Origin of the sequence: Cellulomonas sp. PhB150, from assembly GCF_003755175.1 — a bacterium.
In the GTDB taxonomy this organism is placed as follows: domain Bacteria; phylum Actinomycetota; class Actinomycetes; order Actinomycetales; family Cellulomonadaceae; genus Cellulomonas.
The window spans coordinates 1,186,599-1,203,531 of sequence record NZ_RKHX01000001.1; the positions used below are offsets into that span (position 1 = coordinate 1,186,599).

The window sequence follows — 16,933 nt, forward strand, 5'->3', positions numbered from 1 at the left end:
TCCTGCGCGCACGCCCTCCTTGTGGCAGCAGGGATCGTTGCAGCGAGCGCGCTCCCCGCGTGCACGCACGCTGCGACGAACTCTGCGCTCATCCACTCCGCCGGCGGGATCAGGGCAGGCGGGCAGCCTTCATCAGGCGCAGCAGCCTGGTGTAGACGGGCGGGAACGTCTCGGTGCCCAGCCCGTACAGGCGGCCCAGCCCGACGCGCGGGCCGCCGCCCGGGAGCAGGCCGCCGAGCAGGCCGTGGACGCCGTGCTGGACCGCGACCGTCTGCAGGCGGGTGGTCTCCCACAGCCCCTCGCGCCCGTGCCGCACGCCGATGCCCGACGAGCCCACGCCGCCCTGCGGCGCCCCGACGGACCCCCACGTGGCGACGTAGCCCTCGTTGACGTTCACGCTGCCGGCGTGCACGCGGCGGGCGAGTGCCGCACCGCGCGCGGTGTCGGCGGTCCAGATGCTCGCGTTGAGCCCGAACTCGCTGTCGTTCATGGCCGCGACGGCCTCGTCGTCGGACGAGGCCCGGTATAGCGCGACGACCGGGCCGAACGTCTCCTCGCGCGCCAGTCGGGCCTCGGCGGGGACGTCGGTGAGGATCGTCGGCTCGTAGAACCACGGGCCCAGGTCGGTGCGGTGCACCGCACCGGACAGGACGGCGGCACCGTGCCCGATGGCGTCCTCGACGTGCTCCACGACGGTCGCGAGCTGCGCGGCGGAGGTCAGGGAGCCCACGTCGAACCGGTAGTCCAGGCCCGAGCCGATGCGCAGCTCGCGGGTCCGCCGCGCGAACGCGGCGGCGAACTCCTCGAACACCTCGTCGCGCACGTAGATGCGCTCGATCGAGACGCACACCTGCCCGGTCCCGACGAAGCACGCGCGCACGGCACCCTCGGCGACGACCTCGACGTCGACGTCCTCGGCCACGTACATCGGGTTCTTGCCGCCGAGCTCGAGCGTCGCGGGGACGAGCCGCTCCCCCGCCTGCGCTGCGACGACCCGACCCGTGCGCGTCGAGCCCGTGAACGAGACGTGGTCGACGTTCTCGACGACGGCCCCGCCGACGGACGGCCCGTCACCCACGACGATCTGCAGCAGGTCGGCGGGCAGCCCCGCCTCCTCCAGCTGCTCAGCGGCCCAGAGCGCGGTGAGCGCGGTCTGCGGGTCGGGCCGCAGGATGACGGCGTTCCCGGCGACGAGTGCGGGGAGCACGTCGCCGATGGTGAGCGTGAGGGGGAAGTTCCAGGGCGCGACGATGCCGACGACGCCGACCGGGTGCCGCAGCACCCGCACCGACGTGAGGCCGGGCACGATCCCGCCGGCCCGCCGGGGCGCGAGGTAGCGACCGGCGCGGGCCGCGTAGTGCCGCGCGACGAGCGCGATGTCGCAGATCTCCTCGAACGCCGAGACCCGGGCCTTGCCGTTCTCGAGCTGGATGAGGTCGAGGACGTCGCTCTGCCGCTCGAGCAGCAGGTCGTGGAACCGGGAGAGGACCGCGGTGCGGTCGCGCACGGGTCGGGCGGCCCACAGCTTCTGCGCGGCGCGGGCGGCACGCGCGGCACGCGCCACGTCGTCGGGCGTCGACAGCGGCACGGCCGCGATCGGGGCTCCGGTGAACGGGGCGAGCGACGTGTGGGTCGCGGCACCCGGGGCGGCCACGACGCGCGCCAGCAGCGGGCGGACGTCGTCGGGCTCGAGCACGTAGGTGGCGAGGGGGTCGGTCTCCGGGTCGTGCAGCTCGGCCGATCCGGGTCCGTGCGAGTCGTGCGCCATGCGCGCCAGGGTACGCGCGCCACCCAGGCGAACCCCGCGACACCCCCGAAGCCGCGAGTGCGCCCGATATCGATCGAGTGCGCCCGCAACGACGGGCGCACTCGACGGGCGCACTCGACGGGTAGGGGTAGCACTCGCGAGGGTGGGGTGGGTGGGGACGGACACGTCTGGATGTTGGTTCGGACTGTGACGCACCTCGTGTTGGCCGGTCCCCGATGACGTCGTAAGGTGAGGCTCGCCTAACCGATGTTCGCTTCACCCGATCACTCCACCTCATCGACTCCGAGGACCTCCATGCGCTCCGCACTCCAGCGTCCGGGCCGGCTCGCCGCGCTCGCCGCCGTCGCCGCCCTCGCACTCACCGCCTGCTCGTCGGGCGACGACGACGCGACGCCCGCCGCGACCACCTCCGGCTCGTCCTCCGCCGCGGCGCAGGCCTTCCCGATCACGCTGACGAACACGTTCGGCGACACCACGATCGAGAAGCAGCCCGAGCGCATCGCGAGCATCGCCTGGGGGAACCAGGACGTCCCGATCGCCCTCGGCGTGGTGCCGGTGGGCTTCGCCAAGGCGAACTACGGCGACGACGACGGCGACGGCGTGCTGCCGTGGGCGTTCGACGCGCTCAAGGCGCTCGGCGCGACCGGCGACAAGCTGCCGAAGCTGTTCGACGAGACCGACGGCGTGGACTTCGAGGGCGTCAACGACACCACGCCCGACGTCGTCCTCGCGGCCCAGTCAGGCCTGACCAAGGAGGACTGGACCACCCTGTCGCAGATCGCGCCCACGGTGTCGTTCCCGAAGGTCGCGTGGGGCACCAACTGGCGCGACATGGCGCTCGTCGACGGCGAGGCGATCGGCAAGAAGGCCGAGGCGCAGGCCAAGATCGACGAGATCGAGAAGCAGATCACCGCCGCCGTGGCGACCCGTCCCGACATCGCCGGCAAGACGTTCGTCTACACAGCGGCAGACCCGGCGGACAAGAGCAAGCTCTGGATCTACACGGGCGTCGACGCCCGCGTGCAGTACGTCGAGGACCTCGGCCTGACGGTGGCTCCCTCGGTCGCCTCGTTCACCGAGCTCAGCGGCTTCGGCGGGACCATCAGCTCGGAGAACGCCGACAAGCTCTCGGACGCCGACATCCTGGTCACCTACGGCGACGACACCACGCTGGCCTGGCTCCAGAAGGACCCGCTGCTGGGCAAGATCCCGGCGGTGAAGAACGGCGCCGTCGTCGTCGTACCCGACGCCACGCCGTTCGCGGCCTCGACCTCGGGCCCGACGATCCTGTCGATCCCGTGGGGCCTCGACAAGTACCTCGACCTCTTCGAGGCAGCGGCCAAGAAGGTCAAGTGACGCTCCAGGCTCCCGCACCGGCACCGATCGCCCCCACCCGGGGGCGGTCGGTGTCGTTGCGCAGGCGGCGGGTGCTCGGTCTCGTCGTCTGCGTCGTCGTGCTGCTCGTCATGGTCGTGGCGTCGCTCGCCTTCGGGTCCCGCATCGTGTCCTGGCCCGACGTCGTGGCCGGGGTGCTGCACCCCGACCCGGACGACATCGCGCAGGCCGCCGTGCACGCGCGCATCCCGCGCACCGTGCTCGGACTCCTGGTGGGCGCCGCGCTCGGGCTCGCGGGTGCCGTCATGCAGGGGTTGACCCGCAACCCGCTGGCAGACCCGGGGATCCTCGGCGTCAACGCGGGCGCCTCCCTGTTCGTCGTCATCGGCATCGCGTGGTTGGGGCTGTCCAGCCTCGACCAGTACATCTGGCTGTCGTTCGCCGGCGCCGCGCTCGCCGCCCTGCTCGTCTACACGATCGGCTCCATGGGCCGCGAGGGCGCGACCCCGCTCAAGCTCGCGCTCGCCGGCGCCGCGACCACCGCGGCCCTCGGCTCGATGGTCTCGATGGTGCTGCTGGCCCGCACCGACGTCCTCGACACGTTCCGGTTCTGGCAGGTGGGCTCGCTGGGCCGCGCCGACCTAGCCGAGATCGGCCAGGTCGTGCCGTTCCTCGTCGTGGGGGCCGTGCTCGCCGTCGCGTGCGCCCGGGGCCTCGACGCCCTCGCGCTCGGCGACGACCTCGCCGTGGGCCTGGGCCAGCGCACGGGCCTGGTCCGGGTGCTCGGCGCGACCTCCGCGGTCCTGCTGGCCGGCTCGGCCACCGCGATCGCCGGGCCCATCGCGTTCGTCGGACTCGTCATGCCGCACCTGGCCCGCACGTTCACCGGCCCGAGCCACCGCTGGCTCCTGCCCTACTCCGCCGCGTTCGGCGCCGCGCTGCTGGTCGGCGCCGACGTCGTCGGCCGCATCGTCACCCGGCCGCAGGACCTCGAGGTCGGCATCATGACCGCCCTGCTGGGAGCACCCGTGTTCATCGCGATCATCCGCCGACAGAAGGTGCGCGAGCTGTGACCGCCGCCCTGCTCGAGCGCGCCGCCGGCACCACGGTGGCCGCGGGGCGCCGTGCCCGCTCGCGGCGCTGGCGCCGGGTCGTCGTCGCGCTCGTCCTCGTGCTGCTCGCCGTCACCCTGCTCACTCTGTGCGTGGGCGAGCGCAGCTACTCGCCGCTGGAGGTGCTGCGCGTGATCCTGGGCCAGGACGTCCCGGGCGCGTCGTTCACCGTCGGCGACCTGCGGCTCCCGCGCGCCCTGACCGGGATCCTCGTCGGCGTCGCGTTCGGCATGGGCGGCGTCATGTTCCAGACGATGCTGCGCAACGTGCTGGCCAGCCCGGACATCATCGGCATCAGCGCCGGCTCGAGCGCCGCCGCGGTGGTCGCCATCACCGTCTTCGGCATCAGCGGCGCCGCGCTGTCCGCCGTCGCGGTGGTGTCCGGCATCGGCGTGGCCGGGGTGATCTACGCGCTGTCCTGGCGCCGCGGCGTGCACGGGACGCGGCTCATCCTGATCGGCATCGCGGTCGGCGCGATGCTCGACTCGGTGATCTCGTACGCGATCTCCCGCGCCGGGATCTACGACGTCAACGAGGCGATGCGCTGGCTCACCGGGAGCCTGAACTCGGCCTTCTGGCCCGTGGTGAAGCCGCTCGCCCTCGCACTGGTCGTCCTGGTGCCGCTCGCCGTGGTCCTGTCCCGCCGGCTCGCGGCCCTCCAGCTGGGCGACGACGCCTCGACCGCCCTCGGCGTCCCCGCCGACCGCAGCCGCCTCGCCCTGCTCGTCGTCGCCGTGGCGCTCGTCTCGGTCGGCACCGCCGCGGCCGGACCGATCGCGTTCGTCGCGTTCCTGGCCGGCCCGATCGCGCATCGCCTGGTCAGGGGCTCGGGCCCGCTGCTGTGGCCCGCGGCGCTCGTCGGCGCGCTGCTCGTGCTCGTCGGCGACTTCGCGGGGCAGCACCTGCTCGGCCTACGGTTCCCCGTGGGCGTCGTCACCGGCGTGCTCGGCGCGCCCTACCTGCTCTGGCTGCTGGCCAGGTCCAACCGCACGGGAGGATCCCTGTGAAGCACACGCTGGCCGTCGAGGCCGCGACCCTGGGCTACGACGACCGCGTCGTGGTCCAGGACATGACCCTGGAGATCCCGCAGGGGCGGATCACGACGATCGTCGGCGCCAACGCGTGCGGCAAGTCGACCCTCCTGCGCGCGATGGCCCGCCTCCTGCGCCCGACGGCCGGACGCGTGCTGCTCGACGGCACACCCATCGACGACCTGCCCTCGCGCGAGGTCGCCACGATCCTGGGACTGCTGCCGCAGACGCCCATCAGCCCCGAGGGCATCGCCGTGGCGGACCTCGTCGGGCGGGGCCGCTACCCGCACCAGGGGTGGTTCCGGCGCTGGACCGCCGACGACGACGCGGCCGTCGAGGAGGCCCTGCGGACCACGGACACGCTCGACCTCGCGGACCGCCCCGTCGACGAGCTCTCGGGCGGCCAGCGCCAGCGTGTGTGGATCGCCATGGCGCTCGCGCAGCAGACCGACGTGCTGCTGCTCGACGAGCCGACGACGTTCCTCGACGTGGCCCACCAGGTCGAGGTCCTCGACCTGCTCACGGACCTCAACCGGCGCCGCGGCACCACGGTCGTCATGGTGCTGCACGACCTGAACCTGGCGGCGCGGTACGCCGACCACCTCGTCGCGATCCGCGCCGGGCACCTCTACGCACAGGGCACGCCGGCCGAGGTCGTCACCGAGCAGATGGTGGCCGACGTGTTCGGCATGGCGTCGCGCGTCATCAACGACCCGGTCTCGGCGACCCCGCTCGTGCTGCCCGTCGGGCGGCACCACAGCGGGACGGACGTCACCAGCAGCGCGGCCGACGACCAGCGCGCGGCCCCCGACGCACCGCTGCCGGCGGACGCGCTGCGCTGATCGGCGGCTGATCGCCTGCCGATCGGCGACTGATCAGCGGCTGATCAGCGGCTGATCACCGCAGCTGCGAGGCCAGCGGGCAGTCGAACGGGTCGCGCGCGGCCAGGCCGACGCGGTTGAGGTAGCGGATGACGATGCCGTACGACTGGAACAGCGTCGTCTCGGTGTAGTGCACCCGGTGCTCGGCGCAGAACTGCTTGACCATCGGCTGGATCTTGCGCAGGTTCGGCGACGGCATGCTCGGGAACAGGTGGTGCTCGGTCTGCAGGCTCAGGCCGCCGGTGAGGAACGACATCACGCGGCCGCCGCTGATGTTGCGGCTCATGAGCACCTGCCGGCGCAGGAAGTCGAGCTTCGCGTCACGCGCGACGATCGGCATGCCCTTGTGGTTCGGGGCGAACACGGCACCCATGTAGACGCCGAAGATGCCGAGCTGGACCGCGAGGAACGCGACCGCCATGAGCGGCGGCAGGAACCAGAACACGAGGGCCAGGTAGCCGCCGAGGCGTAGCGTCACGAAGACGATCTCGACCGGGCGGCGCTTGACCGCACCGCGGCCGAAGATCGTCTTGACCCCGGACACGTGCAGGTTGAGGCCCTCGAGCAGCAGCAGGGGGAAGAAGAGCCAGCCCTGGTGGGCCGTGAACCACTGCGCGAGGCGGCTGCGGCGCGGGGGCGGCGCCTCCTCGTTGTGGAAGATGATCACGTCGTTGTCGATGTCCGGGTCCGCGCCCACCTGGTTCGGCTTGGCGTGGTGCCGGCTGTGCTTGTGCTGCCACCAGCCGTAGCTCATGCCCGCGTAGAGGTTGGCGATGACCAGGCTCGCCCAGTCGTTCCACCGGCCGGACCGGAAGATCTGCCGGTGCGCGGCGTCGTGGCCCAGGAACATCACCTGGCCCAGCACGACGGCCAGGAGCGCGGCGACGACCATCTGCCACCACGAGTGCCCGATCAGCACGATGGCCGCGACGAGCGCGCCGAGCAGGCCGGTCAGGACGGCGAAGCGCGTCCAGTAGTGCCCGTAGCGGCGCTCCATGAGGCCCGTGGCGTTGACGGCCTGGCTCAGGGCGGTGAACTCGCTGACGTGGCGCTCGCGCACCGTCGTCGCGGGAGCGGCAGGAGCTGCGGTGGGGGTCATGGGTGACTCCGCTCTGGGACTGGCCCGGGGTGCAGGGCGTGCAGGTGGGTGAGGCATCACCCGAAGGGCACGCGCACCGTGGGGTGCCAGCCTTCCGCGCGTACTCCCGGGCTGGCGGCCCGGGCGAGTGCTGATCATGACAGATCGGTGCGATGTGACACGCCGCCGTGTCACGAACCGCCGTGTCGCTCGCCGTGACGAGGGCCTCGACGAGCACGCGAGTGGAGCGTCAGCCCCGGACGTTCGTCCAGGACGTGGTCCCGACTGTACGCGGGCCGGCCGCGACTCGCCCGGGCGCGCCGCGACTCGCCCGGGCGCGCCGGACTCGTCAGTGCGGCTGGTACGGGGAGACGACGACCTCGACGCGCTGGAACTCCTTGAGGTCGGAGTACCCCGTGGTGGCCATCGCGCGGCGCAGCGCGCCGATCAGGTTGAGCGTGCCGTCGGCCGTGTGGCCCGGCCCGAACAGGATCTGCTCGAGCGTGCCGGCGGTGCCGACCTCGACCCGCTCGCCGCGGGGCAGCTTGCTGTGGTGCGCCTCGGGGCCCCAGTGGTAGCCGCGGCCCGGCGCGTCGGTGGCGCGCGCGAGGGCGGCACCGAGCATCACGGAGTCGGCGCCGCACGCCACGGCCTTGACCAGGTCGCCCGAGCGGCCCACGCCGCCGTCGGCGATGACGTGGACGTAGCGCCCGCCCGACTCGTCGAGGTAGTCGCGGCGCGCGGCCGCGACGTCCGCGACGGCCGTGGCCATCGGGGCGTGGATGCCGAGCGACGTGCGCGTCGTGTGCGCGGCGCCGCCGCCGAACCCGACCAGCACGCCCGCCGCACCGGTGCGCATGAGGTGCAGCGCCGCCGTGTAGGTGGAGGCACCGCCGACGATGACCGGCACGTCGAGCTCGTAGATGAACCGCTTGAGGTTGAGAGGCTCCGCGTGCCCGGAGACGTGCTCGGCCGAGACGGTGGTGCCGCGGATGACGAACAGGTCGACGCCCGCGTCGACGACGGTGCGCCAGTGCTCCCGCGTGCGCTGCGGCGAGAGCGCGCCGGCGACGGTGACGCCCGCGTCCCGCACCTGGCGCAGCCGCTCGGTGATGAGCTCGGGGCGGATCGGCGCCTCGTAGATCTCCTGCATGCGCGCGGTGGCGCGCGTCGCGTCGAGCGAGGCGATCTCCGTGAGCAGCGACGTCGGGTCGTCGTACCGCGTCCACAGTCCCTCGAGGTCCAGGACGCCGAGCCCGCCGAGGCGCCCCAGGGCCACCGCGGTGTCCGGGCTCATCACCGAGTCCATCGGCGCCGCGACCACGGGCAGGTCGAAGTGGTAGGCGTCGATCTGCCAGCCGACCGAGACCTCCTCGGGGTCGCGCGTGCGGCGCGAGGGCACCACGGCGATGTCGTCGAAGGAGTACGCCCGGCGACCACGCTTGCCGCGCCCGATCTCGATCTCGTTGCTCACCGGGCCAGGCTACCGGCGCGGGCGGCCCGAGCCCGAACCGGGTCCAGCATCAAGCCCGCTCCGAGCCCGGTCTGCGGCTCGCGGGCCCGGCTCCCGGGTCGTGTCGGTGGGCGGTGCGATCCTGGAGCCGAACGACACGGATGTGATTCGAAGGACGTGGGACATGACCTGGAGCGCCGGCCCCCTGCTCGGTTTCGACACCGAGACCACGGGTGTGGACGTCGACTCCGACCGCATCGTCTCCGCGGCCCTGGTCCGCCGGGACGAGAGCGGCACGCACGTGCGCACCTGGCTCATCGACCCCGGCGTCGAGATCCCCGAGGGCGCGGCCGCGATCCACGGCATCAGCACCGAGCACGCGCGCGAGCACGGCGAGCCACCGGCGCCGGCGCTCGACGAGATCGCGAGCCTGATCGCCGAGGCGCTGCGCGGCGGGGTCCCCGTCGTCGCGTACAACGCCGCGTTCGACCTGTGCCTGCTGGATGCCGAGCTGCGCCGCCACGGCCTGCCCACGGTCCCGGACCGCCTGTGCTGCGACACCCGCCCGGTCATCGACCCCCTCGTGCTCGACCGCGCCGAGGACCGCTACCGGCAGGGCAAGCGCAAGCTCGTGGACCTGTGCGGGTACTACGAGGTCACCGAGTCGGGCTCGCTGCACAGCGCCGACGTGGACGTCGTCGCGACCCTCGACGTGCTCGAGCGCATCCTCGGCCGCTTCCCGCACCTCGCGGACCTCGACCTCGACCAGCTGCACAGCTACCAGGTCACCGCGCACCGGGCGTGGGCCGAGGGCTTCAACGCGTGGCGCGAGCGCAAGGGCCTCGACGGCCCGGGCGCGCAGGACCACTGGCCCGTGCGCGAGCCCGTCGGCACCCTGTGGTGACCGAGCGGACCGCGCGTCAGCGACCCGAGTAGTTCGGCGCCTCGGAGACCATCTGCACGTCGTGCGGGTGCGACTCCTTGAGCCCGGCCGGCGTGATGCGGATGAACTTGCCCCGCTCCTGCAGCTGCGGGACGGTCCGCGCGCCGACGTAGAACATCGACTGGTGCAGGCCGCCGATGAGCTGGTGCGCGACGGCCGCGAGCGGGCCGCGGTAAGGCACCTGGCCCTCGATGCCCTCGGTGATGATCTCGTCGTCGGACAGGTCGCCCTGGAAGTAGCGGTCCTTGGAGTACGACCGGCGGTCGCCGCGCGACTGCATCGCGCCGAGCGAGGCCATGCCGCGGTAGCGCTTGAACTGCTTGCCGTTGACGAACACCAGGTCGCCGGGCGACTCGTCGCAGCCAGCGAGCAGGCCGCCGAGCATCACGGTGTCGGCGCCCGCGACGAGGGCCTTGGCGATGTCGCCCGAGTACTGCAGGCCACCGTCGCCGATCACGGGCACGCCCGCGGGCTTGGCGGCGAGCGAGGCGTCGTAGATCGCGGTGATCTGCGGCACGCCGACCCCGGCGACCACGCGCGTGGTGCAGATGGAGCCCGGGCCGACGCCGACCTTGACGGCGTCGACACCCGCGTCGACCAGCGCCTGCGAGCCCTCGCGCGTGGCGATGTTGCCGCCGATGACCTGCACGTGGCGCGTGCCCTTGTCGGACTTGATCCGCCGGACCATGTCGAGCATGAGGCGCGCGTGCCCGTTCGCGGTGTCCACGACGAGCACGTCGACGCCCGCCTCGACCAGCGCGGTCACGCGGTCCCACGCGTCGCCGAAGAAGCCGACGGCCGCACCGACCACGAGCCGGCCCTCGCCGTCCTTGGTGGCGTCCGGGTACTGCTCGGACTTCACGAAGTCCTTCACCGTGATGAGGCCGCGCAGCACGCCGGCCTCGTCGACGAGCGGGAGCTTCTCGATCTTGTGCTTCGCCAGCAGCGCCGCGGCGTCGTCGCGGGTGATCCCCACGGGCGCCGTGATCAGCGGCATCGGCGTCATGATCTCGCGCACGCGCAGCGACTCGAACTCGCCGGGCGGCACGAAGCGCAGGTCGCGGTTGGTGATGATGCCCAGGAGGCGGCCGTCGGCCTCGACGACCGGGAGGCCGGAGACGCGGTAGGTGCCGCACAGGCGGTCGAGCTCCGCCAGCGTCGCATCGGGCGAGACCGTCACGGGGTCGGTCACCATGCCCGACTCGGAGCGCTTCACCAGGTCCACCTGGTGCGCCTGGTCCTCGATCGACAGGTTGCGGTGCAGGATGCCGATGCCGCCCTGGCGCGCCATGGCGATGGCCATGCGCGACTCGGTCACGGTGTCCATCGCCGCGCTGAGCAGCGGCACGCGCACGCTGATCTCACGCGTCAGCCGCGAGGCCGTGTCCACCTCGCTGGGGATGACATCGGTCTCCCCCGGCAGCAGCAGGACGTCGTCGTACGTCAGTCCCGTCCGGGCGAACGGGTCGTGCACCAGCTCCGTCATCGGGCCAGGATACGTCGACCGGACACCTCGTCGGACCCCCGTCTCGAAGGTCCGACGAGCATCACGTCAGCGGATGAGACCGCCACGCAGGCCGATCGCCACGGCCTGCGCCCGGTCCGAGGCGCCGAGCTTGCGGAACAGCCGACGGGCGTGGGTCTTGACGGTGTCCTCGGACAGGAAGAGCTCCTGGCCGATCTGGGCGTTGGACCGCCCGTTGCTCATCCCGACGAGCACCTCGATCTCGCGCTTGGTCAGCACGACGGGGTGCGGCTCGGGTGCCGCGTTCGCCTCGTTCGCCACGGCTCCCGCGGCCCCCGTGGCGCTGTCGGCCAGCGGCGGCGCGGCGGGGTGCGGGACCTCGCTCACCGGGCGCGGGCCGGCGGGAAGCACAGGGCTCGCCAGGACGTGCGCGGCGACGGCGGACAGCTCGGGCCGGCCGACGTCGGGCGCGAGGAAGCCCCGAGCGCCGAGCGCGAGCGCACGGTCGAGCGCGGCGGTGTCGTCGGCGGCGGCGAGCAGCACCACGGCTGCGGACGGGGCGACGGCACGCAGCCGTCGGATCGCCTCGTTCGCACCGGGCGCAGGGATGTGCGCGTCGAGCAGCACGATCGTCGGCGGGATCCGGCGCGCGTGCGCCAGCAGCTCGTCGACGCTCGCTGCGGCGCGCACCGGGCTCAGCGTCGGGACGCCGATGGACGTCACCACGAGCCTCTCGCGCACGACGGTCGAGCCGTGACACACCACGACTCCAGCCATGCGTGCTCCCCTCCCACTCACAGTCGTCGGCCCGATCGTCAGACCGGGTCGTTCGTTGGCTATCGGCCATTCCCGGGGGTGACGTTAGCGGTCCGCGCCAAACTCGTGCGGGTGAGGTCTTGACTACGCCGGTTCCCAGGCCGTATGGGCGGTATGTCAGGGGGTCGCGACGGCGAGGACCTCGTGGAGGGTCCCCTGGAAGCTGCGGGCCCGGTGCACGGACCTCCCGACGGGCACGTCGACGTGCACCGTCTCGGGCACCATGACGAACTGGGGCACGTCGGGATGTTCGTCCGCAAGCCGCCCGACGACGGACAGATCGGGGTCGTCCCGGCGCGCCACGACGACCACGGCCCGCGGCCTCGTCATGACGACGAGCTCGGCGGCCTGCCGCGGCCCGGTCGGCCCGCCGACGATGCGCGCATCCACGTGGCCGGTCACCAGCGCGGCGGCCAGCGCGTGCGTGAGGAGCGGGCGCGAGTGGCCGACCGGGACGAGCAGCAGCACGACGGGAGCGCCGCGGGGGGCGGGGCCGGCGACGCGGGCGCGCAGCGCGTCGAGGGCCGCGGTCTCGATGGTGCGTGCCGCGTCCACCCCGGGCCGGTCGACGACCGTGCGCCGCGCCAGGTCGTGCAGCGCGGGCTCGACGAGTGCGGTCCACCACCGCGCGACGTCCCCGGTCGGCTCCATCGCGAGCAGCCGGGCGCAGGTCGCGCGGTCGTCGACGAGCGCGGCGTCGACGAGCATCGTCGGCGTCGCCACCCGCGGCGCGCCCAACGGGGCGACGGCCGGGCCACCCGGACCGCCGGAGCTCAGGGCGAGGCGAGCAGCGTCGCCCGGCGCGACGCCGTCGAGCGTGAGCCTGCGCATCACGAGGAGACGGTCGACGTCGGCCGGCGAGTACCGCCGGTGCGCCCCCGCGGAGTGCTCGCTGGGTCCGAGCCCGTAGCGCCGGTCCCACGTCCGCAGCGTCGCCGGGGCGACCCCGAGGCGGCGTGCGACGGCGGCGACGGCGAGCGCCGGTCCGTCGCCGGGATCGGGCTCCAACCGCGCCACGTCCGCGTCAGCCGTGGGCGCGGCCGCAGCGTCGTCGTCGTCGGCCATGGCGCGATTGTGCCAGCACACAGGCGGTTACCGCGCCGCGGGACCGTTCGCAGCCCGGGGAGCACCCATCTCGATCGATTCACCGAATTGGGTGACGAACGGGTCTTGAACAACTTCTGGCGCGGTTGTAACGTTCCCCTCGTCGCCCCGCCGCAAGCCCGGTGACACCCCGACTTTCCACCCCGACCATCCGGCGCCACCACCCAGCAGGCGCCACATCCCCTTGGAGGAACACATGGCCGAGATCTCGCGGTTGCCCGGACCGGTGATGGATCTGTGGGAGTGGCAGTTCGACGGCGCGTGCCGCGATGCCGACCAGGACCTCTTCTTCCACCCCGAGGGCGAGCGCGGCTCGGCCCGCCGCCGCCGCGCCGAGGCCGCCAAGGCGATCTGCGCCACGTGCCCCGTGCTCAAGGAGTGCCGCGAGCAGTCCCTGCAGGTCCGTGAGCCCTACGGCGTGTGGGGCGGGCTGTCGGAGGACGAGCGCGCCGCGATCCTCTCGCAGCGGTCCCGCACCACGAAGGCCGTCTGACCCGAAGACACCGACAGAAGCCCCCCGGTCGAGGACGACCGGGGGGCTTCTGCGTCGCCGCGTCGTGCGCCAGACTGCGTGGGGGCGACGAGGGGGTCTGCATGCGACGCGAGACGGTCGTGACGGTGCTGGTGTGCGCGGCGGCGCTCACGGCGTGCACGGGACCGGGCGAACCCGCCTTCGTCTCGGACCGCCCGAGCCTGGAGCCCTGCGGCACGGTCACGCTCGGACAGGGCGAGACGGTTCCCACCGAGGCGTGGACCTGCTTCGACGCGGCGGCAGCGACCGGGGCCGAGCTCGTCGTGAGCCGACCGACGACCGAGGGCGACCCGATCGTCACCTACTACCGCGCCGGCCCGGGGATCACCGGCGTGGAGGTCCTCACCGACACGACCGCCGACGCGTTCGGACCGCGGACCTGGACGCACGAGCTCTGCGCCCGCATGGACGGCGCGCACGACCCGCGGGACTGCCGGACCGTCTGACAACGCGAGAGGCCCCCTCGGGCTCGTCGCGTGGACGAGCCCGAAGGGGCCTTCGCTGGGCGGATCGACCGGGGTCGCGCGCCCGTCAGATCACTTGACGACGACCGCGAGGATGTCGCGGGCCGAGAGGATCAGCAGCTCCTCGCCGGCGTACTTGACCTCGGTGCCGCCGTACTTGGAGTAGATGACCTTGTCGCCGACGGCCACGTCGAGCGGAACCCGGTTGCCCTTGTCGTCGATGCGGCCGGGGCCGACTGCCAGGACCTCGCCCTCCTGGGGCTTCTCCTTGGCACTGTCCGGGATGACGAGACCGGAAGCGGTCGTCGTCTCTGCCTCGAGCGTCTTGACGACGATCCGGTCCTCGAGGGGCTTGATGGAGACCGACACAGCGGACCTCCCCTTCGCGTGTGAGTAGTTCAGCGATGTGGGTGCTGCGCGTTCGGGCCACGTCGTCGCGGGTGCCGGGGCCTGAGGCGCGTTGGCACACTCACGGGGAGAGTGCCAACGTCCTCACTGTAGGAAGGCGTTAGCACTCGGTCAACCTGAGTGCCAACATTGCTCGACGGGTGCTCGGCGGAACCTCGCCGGTGGCTCGTCCGCGGGGCGCGCATGGAAGGATCAGCGCGTGGATCCCGCCGGCCTGACCGCACTGCTCGCCCCGGAGGGCTGGGCGCTGCTGTCCGCCCTGCCGCCGTACGACGAGAAGCTCGCCATGACGATCTCCCAGCGGCTGCGCGACGAGGGGCTCGACCCCGTCCTCGTCGCAGCCGCCCTCACGCAGTCGCGGCTGCGCGCCAAGGCACACGCCAAGCTCGGCGACTTCGCCGACGGCATGCTGTTCACCCAGGCGGGCCTCGAGCAGGCGACGCGCCTGGAGGTCGGCGCGCACCACGCGCGCCGGTACCGCGACGCCGGTCTCACGCACGTCGCCGACCTCACGTGCGGCATCGGCGCGGACGCCATGGCCTTCGCGGGGGTCGGCCTGCGGGTCACCGCGTCGGACGTCGACGAGATGACCGCGGCCATCGCGACGGTCAACCTGCGCCACTTCCCCGAGGCCGTGGTGCGGCACGGCGACGGGCTGACGCTCGACCTGGCGGGCATCGACGGCCTGTACGCCGACCCCGCCCGCCGCACCTCGCGCGGGACCCGCGTCTTCGACCCCGCCGCGTACGCACCGTCGCTCGACTCGGTCCTCGCGCTGCGCGAGTCCGTGCCGGCGCTCGGCCTCAAGCTCGGCCCGGGCATCCCGCACGCCGCGCTGCCCGACGACGCGCACGCGCAGTGGGTCTCGGTGGACGGCGACGTCGTCGAGGTCGGCCTCTGGTTCGGCCCGCTGGCTCCCGAGGGCCCCGGCCGCTCCGCGCTGCTGCTGGCCCGCGGTCAGGCGCACGTCGTCGCCCCGGGACCCGACGGCCCGGCGCTCGCCGACGCGGGCCCGGTCGGCGCGTACCTGTACGAGCCGGACGGCGCGGTCATCCGGGCGGGGCTGGTCGGCGACGTGGCGGTCCGGGTCGGCGGCCGGCTCGTCGACACGACGATCGCCTACGTGACCTCCGACTCGCTGCGCCGGGACCCGTCGGCCACCGCCTACCGGGTCCTCGACACCATGCCGTTCGGCCTCAAGCGGCTGCGCACCTACCTGCGCGAGCGCGGCGTCGGGCGCCTGACGATCAAGAAGCGGGGCACCGCCGTGGTGCCCGAGCAGCTGCGCAAGCAGCTCGACCTGCGCGGCGACGCCGAGGCGACGATCGTCCTGACCCGCGTCGCCGGGCACCAGCAGATCCTCGTCGTGGAGGTGGTGTGATGGCCGCGCCCGTGCAGATCCCGTTCGCGCAGTCCGAGCGCTCCACGGTCGGCATCGAGTGGGAGGTCGCGCTCGTCGACGCCGACTCGGGCGACCTGCGCCAGGCCGCGGAGACGGTGCTGGACGCGGTGCGGTCCGACGACGGCACGGACAACCCGCACATCACGCAGGAGCTGCTGCGCAACACCATCGAGGTCTCGTCGGGCAAGTGCGTCACCGTGCGGGAGGCGGCCGACGACCTGCAGCGGGCGCTCGACGAGGTCGCCGCGGCCGCCGCTCCCCTGCGCATCGACCTCATGGGCGGCGGCACGCACCCGTTCGCCAACTGGGCCACGCAGAAGGTCAGCGACAAGCAGCGCTACGCCACGCTCATCGACCGCACGCAGTGGTGGGGCCGGCAGATGCTCATCTACGGCGTGCACGTGCACGTCGGCGTCGAGGACCGCGACAAGGTGCTGCCGCTGTCGCGCGCTATGCTCACCGTGTTCGCGCACATCCAGTCGCTGTCCGCGTCGTCGCCGTTCTGGGCCGGCAAGGACACGGGCTACGCCTCGAACCGCGCGCTGCTGTTCCAGCAGCTGCCGACGGCCGGCCTGCCGTTCGGGTTCGACGAGTGGGAGCAGCTCGAGCAGTACGTCGGCGACATGATGCACACCGGCGTGATCGACCAGTTCAACGAGGTCCGCTGGGACATCCGCCCCGCGCCCCGGTTCGGCACGCTGGAGATGCGGATCGCCGACGGCGCCGCCAACCTGCTCGAGGTCACGGCCATCTCCGCGCTGACCCACTGCTTCGTCGAGCACTTCTCCACCCTGCTCGACCAGGGCGAGACGCTGCCGACGATGCCGCCGTGGTTCCTGCAGGAGAACAAGTGGCGGTCCGCGCGCTACGGCATGGACGCCATCATCATCACCAACGCCGCGGGGGACGAGCAGCTCGTCACGGACTCGATCGCCCACTGGCTGACGGTCCTCGCGCCCGTGGCCGAGCGCCTCGGGTGCTCCGCCGAGCTCCAGCAGGTCCGCGTGATCCTGCGGCGCGGTGCGTCCTACCAGCGCCAGCGCGCGGTCGCCCGCCGCAACGCGGGAGAGCTCGACGCGGTGGTCGCGTCGCTCGTCTCCGAGTTCAGGGCCGGCCGGCCGCTGTAGCTCGCCGGTCTGCG

Annotated in this window: 16 protein-coding genes; 9 read left to right on the forward strand and 7 right to left on the reverse strand. The window is 73.0% G+C overall.

Features of this window, described 5'->3' with window-relative positions; translation table 11 throughout:
* Positions 1–109 precede the first annotated feature (109 nt).
* Positions 110–1,768, reverse strand: coding sequence for a succinic semialdehyde dehydrogenase (locus tag EDF34_RS05445; RefSeq protein ID WP_123370263.1), 1,659 nt, complete (start codon positions 1,766–1,768; stop codon positions 110–112).
* 294 nt (positions 1,769–2,062) lie between these two features.
* Between EDF34_RS05445 and EDF34_RS05450 the strand changes: the two genes are divergently transcribed.
* The 4 genes from EDF34_RS05450 (at position 2,063) to EDF34_RS05465 (ending at position 6,088) form a co-directional block, all read left to right on the forward strand.
* Positions 2,063–3,124: an iron-siderophore ABC transporter substrate-binding protein gene (locus EDF34_RS05450; protein ID WP_123370264.1), complete on the forward strand. Its 1,062-nt coding sequence runs from the start codon at positions 2,063–2,065 to the stop codon at positions 3,122–3,124.
* Positions 3,121–4,176 carry an iron ABC transporter permease gene (locus tag EDF34_RS05455; RefSeq protein ID WP_199737643.1) on the forward strand — a complete coding sequence of 352 codons (1,056 nt, stop codon included), beginning with the start codon at positions 3,121–3,123 and terminating at the stop codon, positions 4,174–4,176. The genes EDF34_RS05450 and EDF34_RS05455 overlap by 4 nt, the downstream gene beginning before the upstream one ends.
* Entirely contained in the window at positions 4,173–5,222 is a 1,050-nt protein-coding gene (locus EDF34_RS05460) for an iron chelate uptake ABC transporter family permease subunit (protein ID WP_123370265.1), read from the forward strand. Before EDF34_RS05455 ends, EDF34_RS05460 begins: the two co-directional genes overlap by 4 nt.
* Positions 5,223–5,284: 62 nt before the next feature.
* Positions 5,285–6,088: an ABC transporter ATP-binding protein gene (locus EDF34_RS05465; protein WP_199737699.1), complete on the forward strand. Its 804-nt coding sequence runs from the start codon at positions 5,285–5,287 to the stop codon at positions 6,086–6,088.
* 55 nt (positions 6,089–6,143) lie between these two features.
* Here the strand turns inward: EDF34_RS05465 and EDF34_RS05470 are convergent, their stop codons facing one another.
* Positions 6,144–7,226: an acyl-CoA desaturase gene (locus EDF34_RS05470; protein WP_123370266.1), complete on the reverse strand. Its 1,083-nt coding sequence runs from the start codon at positions 7,224–7,226 to the stop codon at positions 6,144–6,146.
* 328 nt (positions 7,227–7,554) lie between these two features.
* The gene (locus tag EDF34_RS05475; RefSeq protein WP_123370267.1) at positions 7,555–8,679 is read right to left on the reverse strand and encodes a GuaB3 family IMP dehydrogenase-related protein; all 1,125 of its coding nucleotides are present in this window, start codon (positions 8,677–8,679) and stop codon (positions 7,555–7,557) included.
* A 163-nt stretch (positions 8,680–8,842) separates the two neighbouring features.
* Between EDF34_RS05475 and EDF34_RS05480 the strand changes: the two genes are divergently transcribed.
* On the forward strand, positions 8,843–9,562 hold the full coding sequence (locus tag EDF34_RS05480) for an exonuclease domain-containing protein (RefSeq protein WP_123370268.1): 720 nt from the start codon (positions 8,843–8,845) through the stop codon (positions 9,560–9,562).
* Between the two features lie 16 nt (positions 9,563–9,578).
* Here the strand turns inward: EDF34_RS05480 and guaB are convergent, their stop codons facing one another.
* From guaB to EDF34_RS05495, 3 genes are all read right to left on the reverse strand, one after another.
* Positions 9,579–11,087 carry an IMP dehydrogenase gene (guaB, locus tag EDF34_RS05485; RefSeq protein ID WP_123370269.1) on the reverse strand — a complete coding sequence of 503 codons (1,509 nt, stop codon included), beginning with the start codon at positions 11,085–11,087 and terminating at the stop codon, positions 9,579–9,581.
* 66 nt (positions 11,088–11,153) lie between these two features.
* Positions 11,154–11,843 (reverse strand): response regulator transcription factor, encoded by a 690-nt coding sequence (locus tag EDF34_RS05490; RefSeq protein ID WP_123370270.1) that lies wholly within the window; start codon positions 11,841–11,843, stop codon positions 11,154–11,156.
* A gap of 156 nt (positions 11,844–11,999) precedes the next feature.
* Positions 12,000–12,947: a MerR family transcriptional regulator gene (locus tag EDF34_RS05495; protein ID WP_123370271.1), complete on the reverse strand. Its 948-nt coding sequence runs from the start codon at positions 12,945–12,947 to the stop codon at positions 12,000–12,002.
* A gap of 235 nt (positions 12,948–13,182) precedes the next feature.
* Here EDF34_RS05495 and EDF34_RS05500 point away from each other — a divergent pair, with 235 nt between their 5' ends.
* Positions 13,183–13,479, forward strand: a complete 297-nt coding sequence (locus EDF34_RS05500; RefSeq protein WP_123370272.1) for a WhiB family transcriptional regulator — start codon at positions 13,183–13,185, stop codon at positions 13,477–13,479.
* 101 nt (positions 13,480–13,580) lie between these two features.
* Complete coding sequence (locus EDF34_RS05505; protein ID WP_123370273.1) at positions 13,581–13,964, forward strand: hypothetical protein; 384 nt, start codon at positions 13,581–13,583, stop codon at positions 13,962–13,964.
* Positions 13,965–14,054: 90 nt separating this feature from the next.
* On the opposite strand, the gene groES is transcribed toward EDF34_RS05505, so the two are convergent.
* Complete coding sequence (gene groES, locus EDF34_RS05510; protein ID WP_118766721.1) at positions 14,055–14,351, reverse strand: co-chaperone GroES; 297 nt, start codon at positions 14,349–14,351, stop codon at positions 14,055–14,057.
* Positions 14,352–14,589: 238 nt separating this feature from the next.
* Between groES and EDF34_RS05515 the strand changes: the two genes are divergently transcribed.
* Positions 14,590–15,771 carry a class I SAM-dependent methyltransferase gene (locus tag EDF34_RS05515; protein WP_123370274.1) on the forward strand — a complete coding sequence of 394 codons (1,182 nt, stop codon included), beginning with the start codon at positions 14,590–14,592 and terminating at the stop codon, positions 15,769–15,771.
* Positions 15,771–16,919 carry a glutamate--cysteine ligase gene (locus EDF34_RS05520; RefSeq protein ID WP_123370275.1) on the forward strand — a complete coding sequence of 383 codons (1,149 nt, stop codon included), beginning with the start codon at positions 15,771–15,773 and terminating at the stop codon, positions 16,917–16,919. Before EDF34_RS05515 ends, EDF34_RS05520 begins: the two co-directional genes overlap by 1 nt.
* The last annotated feature ends 14 nt before the right edge of the window (positions 16,920–16,933 follow it).